General features: G+C 64.8%; 22 protein-coding genes. 8 read left to right on the top strand and 14 right to left on the bottom strand.

The annotated features are described in order from the left end of the window. Positions 1–15: 15 nt before the first annotated feature. The 6 genes from DTX69_RS15800 to DTX69_RS15775 all read right to left on the bottom strand — a co-directional run bounded on the left by DTX69_RS15800 (position 16) and on the right by DTX69_RS15775 (position 6189). Positions 16–918, bottom strand: coding sequence for a ParB/RepB/Spo0J family partition protein (locus DTX69_RS15800; protein WP_119302512.1), 903 nt, complete (start codon positions 916–918; stop codon positions 16–18). Then, the gene (locus DTX69_RS15795; RefSeq protein ID WP_119302511.1) at positions 915–1736 is read right to left on the bottom strand and encodes a ParA family protein; all 822 of its coding nucleotides are present in this window, start codon (positions 1734–1736) and stop codon (positions 915–917) included. The genes DTX69_RS15800 and DTX69_RS15795 overlap by 4 nt, the downstream gene beginning before the upstream one ends. After that, positions 1736–2410: a 16S rRNA (guanine(527)-N(7))-methyltransferase RsmG gene (gene rsmG / locus DTX69_RS15790; protein WP_119302510.1), complete on the bottom strand. Its 675-nt coding sequence runs from the start codon at positions 2408–2410 to the stop codon at positions 1736–1738. Before rsmG ends, DTX69_RS15795 begins: the two co-directional genes overlap by 1 nt. Then, the gene (gene mnmG / locus DTX69_RS15785; RefSeq protein WP_119302643.1) at positions 2410–4296 is read right to left on the bottom strand and encodes a tRNA uridine-5-carboxymethylaminomethyl(34) synthesis enzyme MnmG; all 1887 of its coding nucleotides are present in this window, start codon (positions 4294–4296) and stop codon (positions 2410–2412) included. The genes rsmG and mnmG overlap by 1 nt, the downstream gene beginning before the upstream one ends. A gap of 30 nt (positions 4297–4326) precedes the next feature. Beyond that, positions 4327–5655, bottom strand: coding sequence for a tRNA uridine-5-carboxymethylaminomethyl(34) synthesis GTPase MnmE (mnmE, locus tag DTX69_RS15780; protein WP_119302509.1), 1329 nt, complete (start codon positions 5653–5655; stop codon positions 4327–4329). A gap of 162 nt (positions 5656–5817) precedes the next feature. Continuing rightward, the gene (locus DTX69_RS15775; protein ID WP_119302508.1) at positions 5818–6189 is read right to left on the bottom strand and encodes a (2Fe-2S) ferredoxin domain-containing protein; all 372 of its coding nucleotides are present in this window, start codon (positions 6187–6189) and stop codon (positions 5818–5820) included. A 267-nt stretch (positions 6190–6456) separates the two neighbouring features. Between DTX69_RS15775 and DTX69_RS15770 the strand changes: the two genes are divergently transcribed. Both DTX69_RS15770 and DTX69_RS15765 read left to right on the top strand, forming a co-directional pair. Then, entirely contained in the window at positions 6457–6978 is a 522-nt protein-coding gene (locus tag DTX69_RS15770; protein ID WP_284735812.1) for a molybdopterin-dependent oxidoreductase, read from the top strand. 74 nt (positions 6979–7052) lie between these two features. Beyond that, on the top strand, positions 7053–8480 hold the full coding sequence (locus DTX69_RS15765; protein ID WP_162917225.1) for a sensor histidine kinase: 1428 nt from the start codon (positions 7053–7055) through the stop codon (positions 8478–8480). A gap of 15 nt (positions 8481–8495) precedes the next feature. Here the strand turns inward: DTX69_RS15765 and DTX69_RS15760 are convergent, their stop codons facing one another. Continuing rightward, positions 8496–8744: a DUF6489 family protein gene (locus DTX69_RS15760; protein ID WP_119302506.1), complete on the bottom strand. Its 249-nt coding sequence runs from the start codon at positions 8742–8744 to the stop codon at positions 8496–8498. 131 nt (positions 8745–8875) lie between these two features. Between DTX69_RS15760 and DTX69_RS15755 the strand changes: the two genes are divergently transcribed. Beyond that, on the top strand, positions 8876–9697 hold the full coding sequence (locus DTX69_RS15755) for a DUF6065 family protein (RefSeq protein ID WP_162917224.1): 822 nt from the start codon (positions 8876–8878) through the stop codon (positions 9695–9697). Positions 9698–9888: 191 nt separating this feature from the next. On the opposite strand, the gene DTX69_RS15750 is transcribed toward DTX69_RS15755, so the two are convergent. Both DTX69_RS15750 and DTX69_RS15745 read right to left on the bottom strand, forming a co-directional pair. Further along, positions 9889–10857 (bottom strand): hypothetical protein, encoded by a 969-nt coding sequence (locus tag DTX69_RS15750; protein WP_119302504.1) that lies wholly within the window; start codon positions 10855–10857, stop codon positions 9889–9891. Next, a complete protein-coding gene (locus DTX69_RS15745; protein ID WP_162917223.1) occupies positions 10854–11924 on the bottom strand; it encodes a glycosyltransferase family 8 protein in 1071 nt (356 codons plus the stop codon). The genes DTX69_RS15750 and DTX69_RS15745 overlap by 4 nt, the downstream gene beginning before the upstream one ends. 155 nt (positions 11925–12079) lie before the next feature. On the opposite strand from DTX69_RS15745, the gene DTX69_RS15740 reads away from it, so the two are divergent. Both DTX69_RS15740 and DTX69_RS15735 read left to right on the top strand, forming a co-directional pair. Continuing rightward, positions 12080–12541: a carboxymuconolactone decarboxylase family protein gene (locus DTX69_RS15740; RefSeq protein ID WP_119302502.1), complete on the top strand. Its 462-nt coding sequence runs from the start codon at positions 12080–12082 to the stop codon at positions 12539–12541. Positions 12542–12553: 12 nt separating this feature from the next. Then, on the top strand, positions 12554–12961 hold the full coding sequence (locus DTX69_RS15735; RefSeq protein WP_119302501.1) for a cupin domain-containing protein: 408 nt from the start codon (positions 12554–12556) through the stop codon (positions 12959–12961). Between the two features lie 4 nt (positions 12962–12965). Here DTX69_RS15735 and DTX69_RS15730 read toward each other — a convergent pair whose 3' ends face one another. After that, a complete protein-coding gene (locus tag DTX69_RS15730; RefSeq protein ID WP_119302500.1) occupies positions 12966–13796 on the bottom strand; it encodes a methyltransferase domain-containing protein in 831 nt (276 codons plus the stop codon). 140 nt (positions 13797–13936) lie between these two features. On the opposite strand from DTX69_RS15730, the gene DTX69_RS15725 reads away from it, so the two are divergent. The 3 genes from DTX69_RS15725 (at position 13937) to DTX69_RS15715 (ending at position 16105) form a co-directional block, all read left to right on the top strand. Then, entirely contained in the window at positions 13937–14710 is a 774-nt protein-coding gene (locus DTX69_RS15725) for a helix-turn-helix domain-containing protein (protein WP_119302499.1), read from the top strand. A 42-nt stretch (positions 14711–14752) separates the two neighbouring features. Next, positions 14753–15127 carry a VOC family protein gene (locus tag DTX69_RS15720; protein ID WP_119302498.1) on the top strand — a complete coding sequence of 125 codons (375 nt, stop codon included), beginning with the start codon at positions 14753–14755 and terminating at the stop codon, positions 15125–15127. Positions 15128–15256: 129 nt separating this feature from the next. Beyond that, the gene (locus DTX69_RS15715; RefSeq protein ID WP_119302497.1) at positions 15257–16105 is read left to right on the top strand and encodes a CmcJ/NvfI family oxidoreductase; all 849 of its coding nucleotides are present in this window, start codon (positions 15257–15259) and stop codon (positions 16103–16105) included. Between the two features lies 1 nt (position 16106). On the opposite strand, the gene coaE is transcribed toward DTX69_RS15715, so the two are convergent. Genes coaE through DTX69_RS15695 form a run of 4 tightly spaced genes read right to left on the bottom strand, consistent with a single transcriptional unit; the run spans position 16107 to position 18527 of the window. Continuing rightward, positions 16107–16703 (bottom strand): dephospho-CoA kinase, encoded by a 597-nt coding sequence (gene coaE / locus DTX69_RS15710; RefSeq protein ID WP_119302496.1) that lies wholly within the window; start codon positions 16701–16703, stop codon positions 16107–16109. Then, positions 16704–17069, bottom strand: coding sequence for a hypothetical protein (locus DTX69_RS15705; protein ID WP_119302495.1), 366 nt, complete (start codon positions 17067–17069; stop codon positions 16704–16706). It abuts the gene before it with no gap. Positions 17070–17073: 4 nt separating this feature from the next. After that, a complete protein-coding gene (locus DTX69_RS15700; protein ID WP_119302494.1) occupies positions 17074–17925 on the bottom strand; it encodes a shikimate dehydrogenase in 852 nt (283 codons plus the stop codon). Next, the gene (locus DTX69_RS15695) at positions 17922–18527 is read right to left on the bottom strand and encodes a Maf family protein (protein WP_119302493.1); all 606 of its coding nucleotides are present in this window, start codon (positions 18525–18527) and stop codon (positions 17922–17924) included. Before DTX69_RS15695 ends, DTX69_RS15700 begins: the two co-directional genes overlap by 4 nt. Between the last annotated feature and the right edge of the window lie 20 nt (positions 18528–18547).

Below are 18547 nucleotides of genomic sequence, written 5' to 3'. Positions count from 1 at the left end.
TTGTGGTGCGCTTCGTCAGCTGTTCAGCTTCGCGATCACTTCGTCGAGCTGTTCCAGGGTCTGATAGTGGATGACGAGCGCGCCGCCCTTGCCGTCGAACTGGATCTCGGCCTTGAGGCCGAGCTTGGCGGTGAGATCGCGTTCGAGGGCCTTGGTGTCGGCGTCCTTCTCGCGCGCGGGCTTCGCGATGCGGCCGTACTTCGTTTTCTTCTTCTGCGCCAGGCGCTCGGCATCGCGCACCGAGAGCCCTTTGGCGACGATCGTTTGTGCGAGTTCGATCACGTTCGGCAGGTTGATGATCGGCCGCGCATGGCCGACCGTGAGACGGCCGTCGGCCAGCATCTCGCGCACCACCTCCGGCAGTTCCAGCAGGCGCAACAGGTTCGAGATGTGCGGGCGGCTCTTGCCGATATGCTCGGACAAGGTTTCCTGTGTGTAGGCGAATTCCTGCATCAGGCGGCGATAAGCACGCGCTTCTTCGATCGGGTTGAGGTCCTGGCGCTGGACGTTCTCGATCAGCGCGATCTCGAGCGTGTCGCGATCGGAGAGATCGCGCACCACGATCGGCACGTCGTGCAATTGCGCCTTCTGCGCCGCGCGCCAGCGACGCTCGCCGGCGACGATCTCCCACTCGCCTTGCTTGGTGCGATGCTCGCGCACCAGGATCGGCTGCAGCACGCCCTTCTCGCGAATGGACTGCGCGAGCTGCTCCAGCTTCTCTTCGTCGAACGCGGTGCGCGGCTGCATCGCGCTCGGATGCAGGAACTCGATCGGCGCAGTGCGTGTCGGCGTCACCGGCGCCGCAGCCGGCGTGCCGGCCGGCGCTTCGGCCTCATCGCCGCCGAGCAAGGCGGACAGGCCGCGCCCGAGATGGCGTTTCGCGAATTCCTGGCGTCGTCTTCCGGTTGGCTCGTTCATGCTGCACTCACCAGCGAGCGGCCGGTGCGGCCCTGCTCGCGTTTCAGAACTTCACTCGCCAGCAGGATATAAGCCTGGCTGCCGGCGCAACGGATGTCGTAGAGCAGCGCCGGCATGCCATAGCTCGGCGCTTCCGCGATGCGCACGTTGCGCGGGATCGCGGTGTCGTACACCTTGTCGCCGAAGTGCTGGCGCACGTCCGACGCCACCTGCTCGTTGAGGCTGCTGCGCTTGTCGAACATGGTGAGCACGACGCCCTGGATCTCCAGCACGGGATTCAGATTCTTCTTCACCCGTTCGATGGTCTTGATGAGCTGCGAGAGTCCTTCGAGCGCGTAGAATTCGCACTGCAGCGGCACCAGTACGCAATCCGCGGCCACCATAGCATTGAGGGTCAGCAGCGTCAGAGAGGGCGGACAGTCTATAAGAATAAAGTCATAAGAGAGGCTGGCCTTCGCGAGGGCATCGCGCAGCCGGAATTCGCGCCGATCGAGATCGATGAGCTCGATCTCGGCGCCGGCTAGGTCAGGCGTGGTCGGCACGATCCACATATTGGGCACGTTGGTGGGCTTGGTCGCCTCGGTGATTGACACTCCGTCGACCAGCATTTCATAGGATCCGGTCTTGCGGTCGCCGCGCTCCATACCGAGGCCGGTTGAAGCATTGCCTTGGGGGTCGAGGTCGACGACCAGCACGCGCTTGCCGCAGGCGGCGAGGGCCGTTGCCAAGTTGATGGCGGTGGTCGTCTTGCCGACTCCGCCCTTCTGATTCGCCACCGCGATGATGCGCGGCTGCCCAGTCCCGGAACTGTCTGCCATTATTGGCTTTTCCGCCTCAGCTCGGTTATGACGAGGATAGTCCCCGCAGGGTCCGAAACACTCCCCCGCTTCTCGACTCGCATTGTCCAGTGCCGCTCGGCCTGGGTCAATTCCTCTTCCGCCTGAGCGCCCTTTAAGAAGACGCAACTGCCCCCCTCGCCCACGACGGGCGCCGCCAACCCCAGCAGCTCGTCCAGCGGCGCGCAGGCCCTCGCCGTCACCACATCCGCCGCGATTCCCGTCACCTGCTCGATCCGGTTGGCGTGAATGGTCACGCGGTCGAGCATGCCGCAATCCAGCGCCGCCTGGCGCAGGAAGGCACACTTGCGCTGATCGGAATCAATGAGATGGACCCGCCAGTTGGTCATGATGGCGAGGACCAGGCCGGGGAATCCGGCACCGGAACCAAGGTCGACCAAGGTTCCCGCTCCCCACACTGAAGATTTCCCTCCCCTAGCTTGGGGGAGGCAATTGAGGAGCAGCACGAGCTGCGCGCTATCCAGGAAATGCCGGCGCCAGAGGTCGGGCAGGGTGGCTGGGCCGACCAGGTTGATTTTGGCCTGCCATTTCGTCAGCAGCGCCGCGTAGGTCTCCAGTCGGTCTAATGTTCCACGTGGAACATTGATATCTAGCGCGTTGAGATCCTTCGCAAATTCGCTTGGGCCGTACGCCATCAGGCCGTCAGCCGATCCGGGCCGCTGCGCCGCTTCACATATTTGAGCAGGATGGTGAGGGCCGCCGGCGTCACGCCGGAAATCCGCTCCGCGGCGCCCAAAGTCGCCGGCTTGGCGGCCTGGAGTTTCTGCCGCACTTCGGCCGAGAGCGATGGGATCACCGTATAGTCCAGGTCCGTGGGCAGGCGCAGATCCTCATCCCGCCGGAAGGCGCGGATGTCCGCCTCCTGGCGCTTGAGGTAGCCGGCATACTGCCCTTCGATCTCCATCTGCTCCCGAGCGATGGCAGAGAGCCCGTTGATCTCCGGCCAGATGGTGGCTAGCCGATCCAGGTCGATCTCCGAATAGCCCAGCAGCTCCAAGGCCGAGCGCCGGACGCCGTCGAGATTGATGTTGAGCCCCTGCCCGCGCAGCTCGTTCGGCGTGGCGCTCAGGCCCTGCAGCAGCGACCGCGCCTCATCGATGTCGGCCTTCTTGGCGCGGAATGCGGCCAAGCGCCCTGCCCCGATGCAGCCGATGCCGGCGCCCCGTTCGGTCAGGCGCTGGTCGGCATTGTCCTGGCGGAGGTGCAGCCGGTATTCGGCGCGGGAGGTGAACATCCGGTAGGGTTCGTTGGTCCCGCGGGTCACCAGATCATCAATCAGGACCCCGATATAGGCCTCGGCCCGGTCGAGCACGAAGCCGTCGCCTTGCCCGCCCGCGAAGCGCGCGGCGTTGATCCCAGCCATCAGGCCTTGGGCCGCCGCCTCTTCATAGCCGGTGGTCCCGTTGATCTGACCGGCGAAAAAGAGGCCCGCGGCCGCCTTGGTCTCGAGGCTCGGCTTCAGGCTGCGCGGATCGACGAAATCGTACTCGATTGCATAGCCCGGCCGCAGCATCACCGCGTTTTCGAGGCCCGGAATGGTCTCGAGCAGTTCCCGCTGCACCTCTTCGGGCAGTGAGGTCGAGATCCCGTTGGGATAGACCGTGTGGTCATCGAGCCCTTCCGGCTCCAGGAAGATCTGGTGCCGCTCCTTCTCCGCGAACCGCACCACCTTGTCCTCGATCGAGGGGCAATAGCGCGGCCCCGTGCTCTCGATTTGGCCGGAATACATCGGCGACCGCTGCAGGTTGGCCCGGATCAGATCGTGACCAGCCCCGGAGGTATAGGTGATGCCGCAGGCAATCTGCGGGGTCTCAATCCACTCCGTCAGATAAGACATCGGCGCCGGCGGGTTGTCGCCCGGCTGGCTCTCCAGTCCGGCCCAATCGATGGTGCGGCCATCCAGCCGCGGCGGCGTTCCGGTCTTGAGCCGCCCCAGCGGAAAGCCGAGGCGCATCAGGGTCTCGGCCAGCTTCAGCGCCGGCGCTTCGCCGACCCGGCCGGCGGGAATCTTCTTCTCCCCGCAATGGATCAGACCGCGCAGGAAGGTGCCGGTGGTCAGGACCACCGCGCCGGTCGCGATCCGCTCGCCCTGGTCTGTGATGATGGCGGCGACCCGGCCGTTCTCGTCGATCTCGATATCGTCGACCCCGGCGGCCAGAATCTCAAGGTTCGGCTGCTCGGCGAGCAGCGCCTGGACGGCTTGGCGATAGAGCTTGCGGTCGGCCTGGGCGCGGGGGCCGCGCACGGCGGGACCCTTCGACGCGTTGAGCATGCGGAACTGGATCCCGCCGCGGTCGATTGCGCGGGCCATGATGCCGTCCAGCGCGTCGATCTCGCGCACCAGGTGGCCCTTGGCGAGGCCGCCGATGGCCGGATTGCAGGACATCTCGCCGATCTTGCCAGGGTCATGGGTCACCAGCAGGATCTCGGCCCCCAGGCGCGCAGCCGCCGCCGCGGCCTCGGTCCCAGCGTGACCGCCGCCCACCACCACGACATCATAAGTCCCTGCTCTGCTTCGCATTTCGTCCAAATGTTTCACGTGGAACATCGGCTATTTGCCGATGCAGAACTCCTTGAAGATCAGGTCCAGGACCTCTTCGACGTCAACCCGGCCCGTGATCCGGCCGATCGCCCGCACCGCCAGCCGCAGATCCTCGGCCTTCAGTTCCAATTGGCCCGCGACTCGTGCCCGATCCAGTGCCGCCTTCGCTTCGGTGACGGCCGCCCGGTGGCGCGCCCGGCTTAGGAGCTCCGCCCCGCCCATCGCGTTCCGGGCCGCCATGGCAACCGTCTCGACCAGGGACTCCAGCCCGATGCCCGTCTTGCACGACAGCTTCAGCACCGCCCGGCCTTGGATCGCGATCGGCTCCGGCTCCGCCAACAAATCGGCCTTGTTCACCACAAGGAGGCTTCCATCGTCAATCAGCTTCGCGGTCTCAGCATCAACTGCCGGCCAGTCGCCGCCGTCAAACACCAGCAACTTGAGGTCGGCGTGCTCGGCGCGTCCCAATGCGCGCCGTACGCCTTCGGCTTCGATCTCATCGGCAGTTGCCCGCAGGCCGGCAGTGTCGGCCAACGTCACGGGAAAGCCGGCGATGTCCATTCGCACCTCGATGACGTCGCGCGTGGTGCCGGCGATGCTGGAGACGATGGCCGCCTCGCGCTGCGCTAACCTATTGAGAATGCTTGATTTTCCAACGTTGGGCGCACCCAGTATCGCGATCGTCAGGCCGTCGCGCAGCCGCTCCGCCGCATGCCCGGCCAGTTCCTTGCCGAGCGCACCAGCGATGTGCTCGATCTCCAGCTCGATCGAGGAGAGCAATTGCTGGGGCAGGTCTTCATCGGGAAAATCGATGTAGGCTTCGAGCCGCGCGAGCACCCGCGTCAGGTCCGTCCGCCAGGATTCCAGGCGCCGCGACAGCTCTCCCTCCGCCTGGCGCAGGGCCTGGCGGCGCTGCATCTCGGTCTCCGCGGCGATCAGGTCGGCGAGGCCTTCGACCTGCGCGAGATCCAGCTTGTCGTTGTCGAAGGCGCGGCGCGTGAACTCGCCCGGCTCGGCCAGCCGCAAGTCCTGTTGCAGCGAGAGCGCAGCGAGTGTTGCAGCGATGACCGACGGGCCGCCGTGCAGGTGCAGCTCCGCCACATCTTCGCCAGTGAAGGAACCCGGCGCGGGAAACCACAACACAAGCGCATCGTCGATCGGCACGTCGTCCGTGCCGAACAGGCGCTGCAGCGTCGCCGCGCGCGGCTTCGGCACTGCACGCTGTGTCAGCGTTTCCAGCGCGGCGCGCGCTTGCCGCCCAGAGATGCGCACCACCGCCACGCCCGACCGCCCCGGCGGCGTCGCGAGTGCGTAGATGGTGTCGGTGTGGGCCGTCATCCGCTTCCAACTTTCCCGTCATTGCCGGACAGCCGCGCAGCGGATGATCCGGCAATCCAAGTTATAGCGGTACCACTGGAGAGAAAACTTGGATCACCGGGTCTCGACACTGCGTGTCGGCCCGGTGATGACGGGAAAAAGAGTGGGCAGGTGAAAGACCCGCTACCGCTTGCGATCCTCCGGCACCTTGTCGGTCGGCTGCAGCATCAGGCGTTCGACGCGCTCGCCCTTGATCAGGTGTCTTTGCAGGATCTCCTCCGCATCCTCGATGGTGCGGTAGGTGTACCAGACCTGCTCGGGATAGATCACCATCGTGGGACCGAGCTCGCACCGATCGAGGCACAGCGCTTGGTTGACGCGCACGGTTTCGAGGCCCAGCTCCTTGGCGCGCGCCTTCAGGTAATTGCGCAGGCGTTCCGACCCCTTCCTCTTGCAGCAGCCGCGCGGGTGGCCCTCCGGCCGCTCATTCACGCAGCAGAAGACATGCGCCTCGTAATAAGGCGCGGGATCGCCCGGCAACTTGCGATCGGACATGATTGTTGTCGGCTCCGTTCCATCCATTCTCGGTCCGGCACTCTAAGGGTGAACAAGCGCCGCCGCAAATCCATGCGCCTCAGCACTCAGCACCGGCCGCGCTCATGCAATCGGCTGGAACCCTGATGCAAAGGGATAGGCCGGCCGGTCGAGCGCGAAGAATTAATCCGTCGCTCATCTTTAGGTCCCTAGCTTTCGGGCACAGCAAACACGCGGGGTCGGGAGAGAGGTTTTGATTCCCGACCATCTTGATGGAGCGAGGTCACCATGCAGTTCATGAGCCGAATCGTTGCGGCATTCGCCTTGATCTTTTCGCTGTCTTCCTGGCAGGCAGACGCCGACTCGGGCGCCCTGCCCCCACCGCAAGGCACCCCCATTCTCACCATGACCGGCGCCATCGCGAAGACCAATGCCGACGCTGGCGCACAATTCGATGCTGCCATGATCGCCGCCCTGCCGCGTCATGCGATCACGACTGGCACGCCCTGGTATGACGAGCCGCGCACGTTCGAGGGCCCATTGCTGCGCGACGTGCTTGCCGCCGTCGGCGCCAGCGGAAAGACGCTGACGGTCGCAGCGCTGAACGACTACGCTTCGGACGTGCCGTTCAGCGACGCCCTGACCTACGACGTGGTGATCGCCGATCGCATCGACGGCCAGCCCATTCCCATCCGCGATCGCGGGCCGCTCTTCATCATCTATCCGTTTGACCAGGTGCCGGCGCTGAAGAGCGAGCAGTACTATCAACGGTCGGTGTGGCAGGTGAAATCGATCAAGGTTCAGCCATAGGGGGCGGCGCGCTTCGGCAGCTCATGTCTGACGCTTTACCTCGAATAGCGAAGCCCGGCGCCTCGGTCCAGTCGATGCGCCGGGTCGTCATTGGCATGATCTGCGTGCTCGGCTTTGCCCTCGCGGCGGTGGTCGGACTGAAACTGCTGCAGACACAGCACATCACAACGCTCATCGGCTATTCCGAGGACAACGCCTCCTGGGCGGTGCATCAGTTGGGGGCCGAGCAGCTTCGGTTCGAGACCGCGCTGCTGCGCGCCAAGGACGGTGATCCGCGCGCCTTGGACGAAGCGGCCCTCCGTTACGAGACCTTCGCCAGCCGGCGCAGCGTCCTGGCGGACGGCGTCTTTCGCCATAAGCTCGAACGACTGCCCCCCTTTGGCGCGCTCATGACGGCATTCGACCGGATGCTCGCCGCCCACGATCCGATGATGGCAGATGGATTGCAGCCGGACGAGATCGCACCGTTGCTCGCCGCCGCGAGCGCAATGCGCGGGCCGGTGCATGACCTCGTGCTGGCGGAGAACGAGCTGTTGAACACCGTCGAGGCGGACACGCGCACACACATCCTCATCATCCGCCACATATCGCTGGTCACCTTGTTGGTGCTGAGCGTTCTCCTTATCAGCTTCGCCGCCTACGCGCTCGTGATGCTGCGGCACGCGCAGAATTCCGAGCTGGCTCTGCGGCATTCGGAAAATGTGCTGCGGAGCGCGCTGAAGGAGGCGCAGAGCGCGAGTGCTGCCAAATCGGTATTCCTCGCCAACATGAGCCACGAACTGCGCACGCCGCTCAACGCGGTCATCGGATTCTCCGAGTTCCTGGAGATCTCCGCCGCTCACAAGCTGGACGAGCGGCAGCGTGGCTATCTCTGCGACATCCGCACCAGCGGCCGGCATCTGCTCGAGGTCCTCAGCACGATTCTCGAGGTTTCCAAGCTTGAAGCCGGCAAGGTGGAGCTGCACATCGACGCAGTGCCGGCCCGCATGGTGATCGCGGAATGCCTGCGGATGGTCTCGGGCAAGGCGAAACAGAAGAGCATCGCCATCGACAGCATCGGGTTGGAGGACCTGCCGCCGATCCAGGGCGACGCGACGCGCTTGCGCCAGATCTTCCTCAACCTGCTGACCAACGCCGTCAAATATTCCAACGAAGGCGGACAGGTGCGCGTGGTGGGCGCCGCGGAAGGCGGCTTTGTCATCATGCGGATCGAGGATGAAGGCATCGGCATGAAGACCGCCGATATCGAAACCGCCTTGCGCCCGTTCGAGCGCATCCGCAATGCCGAAACCGCGAACCAGGAAGGGGTGGGTCTCGGCCTCACCATCGTCAAGACGCTGGTCGAGATCCATAACGGGCGGCTGGAGATCGACTCAGAGATCGGACAAGGAACAACTGTATCGGTGTGCCTGCCGGCCGGGACGCCGCGCGCGTCCATCATAGAGACGACGTCCCACGCCGCAGCCCTGACGCCGCCGTTCGAGTTGGCGGTCGGCCGTTGAGGCCTTCCGCCGCGTCTACTTCTTCTTGGCGCCGTCGGGATTGCCGAATTGCTGCCAGAACGCCTTCTGCATCTGCTCCAGGCCGGCGATCCCGGCGGGCATCCAGGTCTTCATCAAGGTTTCCGGATCCATCGAGCGCATGGCGGACATCATGCGGTCCTGCATTTCTTTCATCACCGCGTCCTGCATCGGCTGCACGTCCGGCAACCCCATGAAGGTCCGCGCCTCCTCCGGCGTGCAATCGATGTCGATATGGATTTTCATGGGTGGCCTCCCGATGCGCTGGCTCGGCGCACTGTAGGCGCAGGTGCGGAGCAAGGGCAAATCAGGCGTGGCGCGCGCCGCACGGCATGCCTTATGTTTTCCCGCGCGCTTTCGCGTTGGGGGGCCGCATCTTGAACCGACTGACCTGCTATCAGATCCGCGACCAGGCACCACGCCTGGCGGCCGCGCCGGGAGACCGGTCGTGGATGGACGCGACCGCCAAACGCGGCGCCTATCGTTGCATCCCCCTCACCATCGCCAACGCGATGGGCTGGGAGCTGCTGTCGCCTGCACGCGTGACGGCGGAATGGAACGGCGGAGGCGAGCTCGGCGACATCACGATCACCATCGACGATCCGGCGTGGGGCGGGGACAAGCTCGCCACCTCGCATTTCGGCTACGGCATTCTGACCTTCTCGACCGGCTATCTATTCCGCACCGATCTCGGCATCGGCGTGTGGGCGCGCGGCACGCCAAACCGCCCGAAGGATGGGATCGCGCCGCTGGACGGCATCATCGAAACCGACTGGCTTCCCTTCACCTTCACGATGAACTGGCAGTTCACCCGGCCCGGCCGTGTGACTTTCGAGCGGGACGAGCCGTTCTGTTTCCTGACACTCCTGGCCTATCGAGCCCTGGAAGAGGTTCAGCCGGAAATCGTGCCGATCGGGTCCGACTCGCAACTCTCCGCGCAGCACCAAGCTTGGCGCACCGCTCGCTTGGGTTTCATCGACCGTTTGGCGAAGAACGAAGCCGAAACTGTCCGCCAGGGCTGGCAGAAGTTCTATGTCCGCGGCGACGGCAACCCGAGCGGGACGGCTCCCAGCGCCACGCACACGTCCAAGGTCAAGCTGGCCGAGCCTATCCGACGCGAATCTTCAGCCAGTGCCGGCCCCAACTCCGTCGTGACAGGAATAACAGCCCAGCTGCCGGAAGACGCTTCGCAGCCCTGAAGACTTTGGGTGCAAAAGGGGTTGGTCTTCCCCAGGGATTTGTGTAGAGTCCCGCACGAACTGGCGGGGCTGGCCAGTTCCCATCCTGCAACTTTCGGGGATCCATCATGTCCGATCATTTGCTCGGCCCATTGCCGCCACCGCCGCCCGCGCCGGTTCTTTAACTCAAACTGTCGAGAACGCCCGGCTCCTTACGGCCGCTTGGGAACCTGGACTCCAAAGCTCCAGGCCCGCCGCGTACCGAAGGGAGCGGGCGGGTTCGTCTTTATTGATCCTGACTCCTTGCAATCGATGGCTGCGAGCGCTGCCGCCAATCGCTCGCGCGCCAGTGTCTGCGTCTTTCGCCGGAGCGGGATGGGGTCCGGGACGTAGTAGTACACATAAGGATTGGTGTTGATCTCGTAGACGACCATGCGCCCGTCGACCGTGGCATGGTCCGCTCGGCCGAACTCGATCCCCGCGAACGCGAATATCTTCGCCAATTCGACGGCGAACCGGTTCGATGTCGCGGCTTCGTGCTCCTCGGCCACCGCCCTCTCGTTCAGCAGATCCCACTTCCCGACTTTGACGTACCAGGTGTCGTCGACCGAGATGTGGTCGACCGACATGCGATCCGCTACGCAGAAGGTGCCCCACTTGTGCCAAAGCCCGTCGTAATAGGGCGCGGGCCAATGTTCGACCACCAGCGCGCCCCGCACGGGAAGGCCGTGCGCACGCCGCTCTTCTAGAGCCGCCTCCAACTCCTGCTGGCTGGCGATGAGCACCGGCGAAGGGCTGGCATGGTGCTCCTCGTCGCGCAGGAAAACCGGAAAGCGCGCCGGATGCGGATGCTCGTCGGCACGGTAAACATCGAACGGATTGAGGCCGGCGCGATACAGGCCGCGCAGCAATTCGAAGCGCGTCATCGCGCGCGCCGGATCGTTGAGGCACCGCAGGCCGCGTTTCTTCAGACGCCGATAGACCGTGGCGGCGAGCTGCAGCTCCCACGATGAAAGCCTTTCCAGGTCGGCGAAGATGTAGGTGGCACGCGGCACGCGCCTGGCACAAAACAGATCCTCGTACGCCATGGTGCGCAGATCGGGTGCGGCGAAGCCGTAGGTTCCGTCGCGGAACGTCGCGAACGTGTTCGCATGATCCTTGACGGTGATCACGATGATCACGGTCGCACCTTCGCGGGATTGAGCATCAGGCGGCCGCCGTTGCGGATGGTGATGCCCTGTTCCACGTCGGCGAATGTCGCGCGCGCAAGATGGGCCTGCACGGACTCGCAAGTTCGGCGTTGCTTGCTGCGCCTCGGCACGCCGGGCGTGCGCCGGCCGCGCAGCCGATCCAGAAGAATGCGCCCCTCGTAGGCAAGGGTGTTGCGCAGGTCGCGCAGCGTCCACTGCCGAGCGAGCCAAACACTCCAGGGTGTTCCGGCACAGAAGCCACGGTAGCGACGGTGCGCTTCACGCAGCGCAAACCATCGCCGATTGCGACCGAAGCGCTTCCACGGTTTGTCGGGGCCGTCATAGTGACAGACTACCGGCGCGGCCAGCGCCGCCGCGCATGGCAGCTCCATCAGGTGGCCGCGGAAGTTCCAGATCGGTGATAGATCCAGGATATGCCCGTCGAGAACGGCATTCAGCGCATCCTCATCCGGCAACAGGCAGATGGTCGGATTGCGCTCGATGAAATCGAGCGCGCGCTCACCGATGCGCTCCGCATTCCAGCGCGCCACATCGATCAGCATGAGGCCATCATTGAAGTAGCGGAACGGCTCCGTCATGCCGAGCGCACGGAAATGCTCTTCGCGTTTGCGTACCGCAGCCGGAGCGAGCCGTTCCGTGATTCGCCCGGCGGCCGCTGCCGCCAGCACCCGGCCTTGCAGGTCCAGACCGAACAACGGCGCCAAGTCGCCATGGATCTCGGTGTCCGCATCGAGATAGAGCAAGCGGTCGTAGCGACCGGCGAGCAGCTCGGGAGCCACCAGCCGGATCAGGCTCGCCGGCGAGATTCGTCCCGCGGTCGCGCCGGTCTTATGCAGGCGTGGAAAGGAAAGCGCGCCGATCGCCTGGATGCCGTGCCGCGCCATCCAGGCACGATGCTCATCGTCAAGCTCGCCTTCCTCCGCGAACACATGGACGTCGTAGGCGCCGCGGGCGCGGCGAGCCGCCTCGGTCGCAACGTAGAGAGCAGGCACCGCCATGTTCCGGTCGGTGCAGAGGCAAACCGCGTTCCTGGTCAAAGAATCCCCCTTGCCCGCGCAGGGGCGATCCTTCTATCGGCGCGGTGACGCTGTCAACGTTCCGATGGGTCATGTCACATCCGCCATGTCACATCCCCTGGGGCCGGATCGTCCCTTGGGCATAGACCTGAACAACGACCCCCAGGAGGACAAGGATGAAACCCAGACTGAACCACCAACACGTGGCGCCGGATACCATCAAAGCGGCCGTGGCACTGGAAACCCACCTCGCGAACAGCGGATTGGAGCGGTCGCTCTACGACCTGGTGAAGACCCGTGCATCGCAGATAAACGGCTGCGCCTATTGCATCCACATGCACACCCGCGACGCCCGCGCCCACGGCGAGACCGAGGAAAGGCTCTATCTGCTCAGCGCCTGGCGGGAGTCCCCGCTCTACAGCGACCGTGAGCGTGCGGCCCTCGCCTGGACCGAGGCGCTGACGCTGATCGCCGAGACCCACGCGCCCGACGAGCTCTACCAGGAGGTCAGGCGGCATTTCAGCGAGCAGGAGACCGTCAATCTCACCGTCCTCATCGGCATGATCAATCTGTGGAACCGCCTCGCCATCAGCATGCGCGCCGTGCATCCGGTGACGCAGCCCAAGGCGGCGCAATAAAGGAGACGCGACATGAAACGACATTTCTTATGGTTCGCCGCTGCGCTTTGCGCTGCCATCCTGCAACCGAACGCGGCCGGCGCCGACGAGACCGTGAAGCCGGTATTCGCCGGCTCACTGCCCAACGTGCCGGGCAACAACCTCACGGCCGTTCTGGTCAGCTACAAGCCGGGCGAAAAGTCGGAGACGCATCATCACGCCGGCAGCGTGTTCGCTTATGTCATCTCCGGCGAAATCCGCTCGCAGATTGCGCCGGGCGGACCGGCCAAAGTGTACAAGGCCGGCGAAAGCTTCTTCGAGCCGCCGGGCAGCACGCACCTGGTCAGCGAGAACGCCAGCGACACCGAGCCCGCCAGCTTGCTCGCGGTGATCGTCGCCGAGGACGGCGCCAAGCTGACGGAAGCCGGCCAAAGAAAGTAGCGAACTAGATCGGCCGCCGGCGCGCAAAGAGGAACTCGACTTCGATCGTAACCTGCGTGGCGCGCGGCACCTGCATCGATGGCAGCAGGTGCCGCGCATTGGGGCCCATCAGGATCGCGTCTTGAATGTCTTCCGGATCGAAGAAGGTGCGGCGAGTAACGGTGTGCGGCACCAGCTCGTCGAACACAACGGCGAGCCGATCGCGGTATCGCCCGGTCTTGTGGTCCGATAACCCAAGCAAACTGAAAGCCGCGCGCAGCTCCCGCAGATGGCGCTCACCTGGAAAGACCAGCGCCACGATGCCGCCGGGTCGCAGCACGCGTGCCATCTCGCCGTAGTTCTTCGGCGCGAAGATGCTCACGACCAGATCCACCGATCCATCATGGATCGGCCAGTGCGTCCAGATATCGGTAACAGCAAACGCGAGGTCCGGGTGGCGGCGCGCGGACCACGCCGCGGCTTCCTTGGAGAGATCGATGCCGGCGCCACGCGCTGTGGACAGAAGCTCCGCCAGGCGCGCCAGGTGAAAGCCGGTGCCGCAGCCGGCATCGAGGATCGCTTCCCCACCGCCTGCCCGAGCGGCGATTGTCTCAACGATGAAGTCGAAATGCGCCTTCGCAAGGAAGCGCTCCCGATGCTCGAGCTGCAGGCGCGTATCGCCGCCGCTGGGCCGCGCATGTTTGCGCGCCGGCGCCAGGTTGACATAGCCGCTTTTCGCCAGATCGAAGCTGTGGCCCTTGGCGCAGATCAGCCGGTGTTCAACGAGCGCGAGATCCAGCGTGCAGACCGGACAGCGGAACAGTGCGAAGTGGCCCGAGGAAATCGGACGCTGCACGGCGCCGTACCCGACGCAGCAGGATAATCATGCCCATGTCATCCTCCTCGACTCTCCGCGATGGCCCGCATTATCCGTCATGAGCACAGCTCCTGTCGACCGTTGACGCGCCGCCGCATCACGCTCAGGCTGTTAGCGCGATGACGAAGGGCTATCAGCAATTCCGCCCGATCGAGGCGTTCCACACGCTGGTCGATGCCTATTGGACCAATCAGCCGGGCAGCGCGGCATTTGATCGTGTGCTGCCGGATGGATGCATCGATCTCATCTTCCGCAGCGGAGCGGATGGCGGCCGCCTGTTCACCAGCGCCTTGATCGAGCGGCCGCTGTTTGTCGAAGGTGCCGGTCAAGATTGGTATGTCGGCGTGCGGTTTCGGCCTGCGATGACGCGCACTCTACTCGAGATCGATCCAGTGGACTGCCGCGACCGCGAGATCTCGGCCGTCGAAATTGATGCCGCATTCACTGCCTTGGAGCATGCGCTGCAGGATTGCGCATCGGCGGAGCAGGCGCTCTCCGTGCTCAAGCGTGCGGTCGACGGGCGCCTCATGCGGCTCGAGCGGGACGCAGCGCCAGCGCGCGTGCGGGAAGCGATCGCCCTGCTGGCGCGCGGCGGCGAAGTCCATTCGATCGCGCGCGCCCTCGGCATCACGGAGCGCAGCCTGCATCGCGACCTGCTGCGCTGGAGCGGCCTGGCGCCGAAATCGCTGGCGCGCATCCTGCGCATGCAGCGTTGCCTGGCCGCGATCCGCGCCGGGCGCAGGCCGCTGGCGCTGATCGCCCTGCACACAGGCTATGCCGACCAGGCGCACATGACGCGCGAGCTGAAGACCTTGACCGGCTTCAGCCCGGCAGAGATCGCGCGGCCCAGCCGCTATCGGCGACCTGTCCGAAATCTTCAAGACGCCGCGTGAGCCGCCGCCCTATCTCGGGTGAAACCTCAATGGAGCGGACCCATGAAATTCGGCTACACGATCATCTATGTGGATAGCGTCGAGACAACCATCGCCTTCTATGAAACGGCGTTCGGCCTGAAGCGCGGCATGGTGGCCGAGGGCGAGTTCGGCGAGCTCGCGACCGGCGAGACGAAGCTCGCTTTCGCCGCCAAGAAAATGATCCACGAGCCGGCGCATTTCGCCAGCGCCGACGGCAAGGTGCTGGGCGTCGAGATCGCGCTGACCACCGACGACGTGCCGGCTGCATTCGACAAGGCGGTCGCCGCCGGCGCCAAGCTGGTGAGCAAACCGGAGAAGAAATCCTGGGGCCAGATCGTCGCTTATGTGCGGGATAACAACGGGTTCCTGGTTGAGCTCTGCACGCCCATGGGTTAGCTGGGCTCACAAGTCCCACGAGCTTTTATCGCTTGTGGCGAGCCGGCCGCAGCCGTACCTAAGGTCTCGAGAGCAGCTGGGTTGCGAAGCGATCATCGCACTTCGCATCCCGTCCTTGAGTGATGGCGCATGAACCAGATCAGTCCGAAACGCGCGCGGGTCGAGACCCATCCCTCCGGCTACGTGCTGGCCACCATGAACTACACCCGTTCCGGCGGGCCGAAACCGGCGGTCTATATGTATGATAGGCCCGCAGGCGTGCCCCCGATCGAGGAGCGCCACGAGCCGCACCAGGTCGCGATCCATTCTGCGCGGCCGATCCTCGAGACCTTGTCTCTCGACCTGCAGGGTTTTGCGCTGACCCACGAGCGGACCGCGGTGCGCAATTTCGACGATCCCGACGAACTCAAGCGCATCTATGACGCGGAGGTGGCGGATCTGGTGCTCTCGCGGACCGGTGCGCGCACGGCTTTGGTGTTTGATCACACGATCCGCCGCATCGGCGGCGACGATGCGAGCGCGTCGCGTCGCGCGCCGGTGCATGTCGTGCACAACGACTACACGGCCAAGTCCGGTCCGCAGCGGGTACGCGATCTGCTACCGCCGCACGAAGCCGAGCAAGCGCTGAAACGGCGCTTCGCCATCGTCAATGTCTGGCGCTCCATCAACGGGCCGGTCAGCGACACGCCCCTCGCGTTTGCCGACGCACGCACCGTCGCGGACGAGGACTGGATCGCCACCGATTTGAAGTATCCCGACCGCACGGGCGAGGTCTATCGCGTCGCCTTCAACCCCGCGCATCGCTGGTTCTACGTGCCGAACCTGCAGCCGGAGGAGATCCTGCTGCTCAAGACCTACGATTCCGACAGGAACGGTCGCGCGCGCTACATGCCGCACTCGGCGTTCAATGATCCCGCGACTGCGCCAGGCACGGCCAAGCGGCAGAGCATCGAATCGCGGGTGCTGGCGTTCTTCTAGACTAGGCGCTGCGTCGTTGTAGCTTGCCGACCGCGCGCTTGAGCGCCGCCCAGGTGGCGCGCTTGCCGCGGCCGGTGGGGATCACGATGTCGGCGCGCTTGCGCTTTTCGGCGTCGGACATCTGACGCTGTTCGATGCCTTTGAGCTTTGCGAGCGTCATGGCGGGGCGGGAGAGCACGCGCTGCAGCTGCACGGCACGCGGGGCGGAGACCACCAGAACGGCATCGCAGCGCTTCTCGCCACCAGTTTCGAACAGCAGCGGGATGTCGAGCACGACCAAGTTGCTGCCCTTCGCGCGTTCGCGGGCCAGGAACCTGCGTTCCTCTGCACGCACCATCGGATGCAGGATGCGCTCCAATGTCTGCAGCACCGCTGGATCCTTGAAGGCGCGCTTGGATAGCTCCGGGCGGTTGAGGCCGGCCTCGGTGACGAGATCGGGAAAATGTTGCTTGATCGCCGGCAGTGCCTTGCCGCCGGGCCTCGTCAGATTGTGCACCACCTCATCCGCATCATGCACCGGCACGCCCATCCGCCGCAGCATCGCGGCGGCGGTCGACTTGCCCATCGCGATGGACCCGGTCAAACCTAGGACACGCATCTACTGCCTGTCTTTGATGCGAGGACTGATCCGCAGCAGGTCCTTGAGAGACGAGCCGATCCAGGCGAGCACGAACTCCACGTCAGGCAGATGGATCATTCCAATCCGCTCGAGAAATGCAATCTTGCTGCTGATTAAAGCGACGAGGAACGGCAGAGTAGTCGCGAGTTTGATAGACTCTTTGACTACAGCAACCACATCATTGTCTGGCGCGCCCTGCCAGCCAATACCTTGCAACAATTCGGGTAGTGCTTCGGCCAATGCGAAACCGAATCCACCGAAAAAGGCGAGCGCAAGCATAATAGTTATCGAGCGCGTCATCGAGGTGTGCGCTCGGGGCAACAAGTAGGTGAGAAGGCCGATCATATCTTCACTGTCCCAGCACGAAGGCGCGCAGCTCCGCAGTCACTTGCGGGTCGGGGCCGAACCAGGCTCGGAAGCCGGGGCGCGCCTGGTGCAGAAGCATGCCGATACCGTCGACGATGGGATTGCCGCGCGCTTGCGCCGCTTTCAGCAGCTCCGTCAGCAGCGGCACATAGACGATGTCATAGACCAGGGCACTCGTCGGTAGGTTCGCGAGGTCGATCTCGAGCGGCGCCTGCCCGGCCATGCCGATATTGGTGCTGTTGGTGAGCAGCGCGGCATCCTTCAGCGCATCGGCGCGGGCCTCCCACGGAAGCACCTTGATGGGGCCGCCGACCGCCTCCGCGATTTCCTCGGCGCGGCGTGTTGTGCGGTTGACCAGGCGAATCTCCGGAACGCCTTCATCGAGCAGCGCGACAACGATGGCGCGCGCCGCGCCGCCGGCGCCGAGTACCACGGCGGGGCCTGCCGCACCGCGCCAGCTGGGCTGGAGCTGCTGCAAATTGGCGATGAAGCCGAAGCCGTCGGAATTGTCGCCGAGGATCGAGCCATCCTCGCGCACCACCAGCGTGTTGACGGCGCCGATGCGCCTGGCGAGCAGCGTCACCTCATCGACGAAGGAGAGCGCGCGCTCCTTGTGCGGCAGCGTTACGTTGCCGCCGCGGAAGCCGAGTGATGGCAGCGCGCGGATCCCCTGCTCCAGCTTGCTGGGATGCGTGGCAAAGGGAATGTAGGCACCGTCGATGTCGAACTGCTTCAGCCAATAGCCATGCAGCCGCGGCGAGCGCGAATGATCGACGGGCCAGCCAAACACGCCGGCGATGCGGCTCTTGCCGGTGAGGGTGCCAAGCGCGCTCATCGCGCCACCATGCTATGCTCGCGCAGGATGCCAAGCACCGGCAGCAGGGGCAAACCGAGGATGGTGAAGAAATCGCCGGTCACGCGCTCGAACAATTGCGCGCCGATACCTTCGAGCTGGTAGGCGCCGACCGAGCGCAGCACGCCCTCGCCGGCCTGTTCAAGATACTGCTCCAGGAACGCGTCGGTGAAATTGCGCATGCGCAGTTCGGCGCGATCGGTCACGTGCCAGATGCGCGCGCCATCGTGCACCAGGACGGCGCTGGTGATCAGGCTGTGGTCCTTGCCGCGCAGCGTCTTCAGCTGCTCGCGCGCGCCATCGCGCGTTTCGGGCTTGTCGAGCCAAGCGCGATCGCACTCAAGCATCTGATCGCAGCCCAGGACAAAGCGGCCACCGACGCGCGACGAAACGCGCTGGGCTTTCAGTTCTGCCAGCGTCTCCGCGACGCGCGCTGCCAGCGCGCCTTCCTGTTTCAGGCTCGCTTTGATTTCCGCTTCGTCGACCGCCGGGACAGCAGTCTCGATGGCAACGCCGGCGTCGCGCAGCATCTTGGCGCGGGTCGCACTGCCGGACGCGAGGATGAGGGGATCAACGTCAGGCATACATACTCCCAACGCACCGT

The sequence above is a fragment of the Dongia deserti genome, from assembly GCF_003574735.1.
GTDB lineage: Bacteria > Pseudomonadota > Alphaproteobacteria > Dongiales > Dongiaceae > Dongia_A > Dongia_A deserti.
The sequence above is the reverse complement of the archived record's forward strand: the minus strand, read 5'-3'. Positions and strand labels throughout refer to the sequence as shown.

What these genes read in the sequence shown, in the direction of transcription:
- DTX69_RS15800 (WP_119302512.1), bottom strand. Translation starts at nt 918, where the DNA reads ATGAACGAGCCAACCGGAAGACGACGCCAGGAATTCGCGAAACGCCAT.
- DTX69_RS15795 (WP_119302511.1), bottom strand. Translation starts at nt 1,736, where the DNA reads ATGGCAGACAGTTCCGGGACTGGGCAGCCGCGCATCATCGCGGTGGCG.
- rsmG (WP_119302510.1), bottom strand. Translation starts at nt 2,410, where the DNA reads ATGGCGTACGGCCCAAGCGAATTTGCGAAGGATCTCAACGCGCTAGAT.
- mnmG (WP_119302643.1), bottom strand. Translation starts at nt 4,296, where the DNA reads ATGCGAAGCAGAGCAGGGACTTATGATGTCGTGGTGGTGGGCGGCGGT.
- mnmE (WP_119302509.1), bottom strand. Translation starts at nt 5,655, where the DNA reads ATGACGGCCCACACCGACACCATCTACGCACTCGCGACGCCGCCGGGG.
- DTX69_RS15775 (WP_119302508.1), bottom strand. Translation starts at nt 6,189, where the DNA reads ATGTCCGATCGCAAGTTGCCGGGCGATCCCGCGCCTTATTACGAGGCG.
- DTX69_RS15770 (WP_284735812.1), top strand. Translation starts at nt 6,457, where the DNA reads ATGCAGTTCATGAGCCGAATCGTTGCGGCATTCGCCTTGATCTTTTCG.
- DTX69_RS15765 (WP_162917225.1), top strand. Translation starts at nt 7,053, where the DNA reads ATGCGCCGGGTCGTCATTGGCATGATCTGCGTGCTCGGCTTTGCCCTC.
- DTX69_RS15760 (WP_119302506.1), bottom strand. Translation starts at nt 8,744, where the DNA reads ATGAAAATCCATATCGACATCGATTGCACGCCGGAGGAGGCGCGGACC.
- DTX69_RS15740 (WP_119302502.1), top strand. Translation starts at nt 12,080, where the DNA reads ATGAAACCCAGACTGAACCACCAACACGTGGCGCCGGATACCATCAAA.
- DTX69_RS15735 (WP_119302501.1), top strand. Translation starts at nt 12,554, where the DNA reads ATGAAACGACATTTCTTATGGTTCGCCGCTGCGCTTTGCGCTGCCATC.
- DTX69_RS15725 (WP_119302499.1), top strand. Translation starts at nt 13,937, where the DNA reads ATGACGAAGGGCTATCAGCAATTCCGCCCGATCGAGGCGTTCCACACG.
- DTX69_RS15720 (WP_119302498.1), top strand. Translation starts at nt 14,753, where the DNA reads ATGAAATTCGGCTACACGATCATCTATGTGGATAGCGTCGAGACAACC.
- DTX69_RS15715 (WP_119302497.1), top strand. Translation starts at nt 15,257, where the DNA reads ATGAACCAGATCAGTCCGAAACGCGCGCGGGTCGAGACCCATCCCTCC.
- coaE (WP_119302496.1), bottom strand. Translation starts at nt 16,703, where the DNA reads ATGCGTGTCCTAGGTTTGACCGGGTCCATCGCGATGGGCAAGTCGACC.
- DTX69_RS15705 (WP_119302495.1), bottom strand. Translation starts at nt 17,069, where the DNA reads ATGATCGGCCTTCTCACCTACTTGTTGCCCCGAGCGCACACCTCGATG.
- DTX69_RS15700 (WP_119302494.1), bottom strand. Translation starts at nt 17,925, where the DNA reads ATGAGCGCGCTTGGCACCCTCACCGGCAAGAGCCGCATCGCCGGCGTG.
- DTX69_RS15695 (WP_119302493.1), bottom strand. Translation starts at nt 18,527, where the DNA reads ATGCCTGACGTTGATCCCCTCATCCTCGCGTCCGGCAGTGCGACCCGC.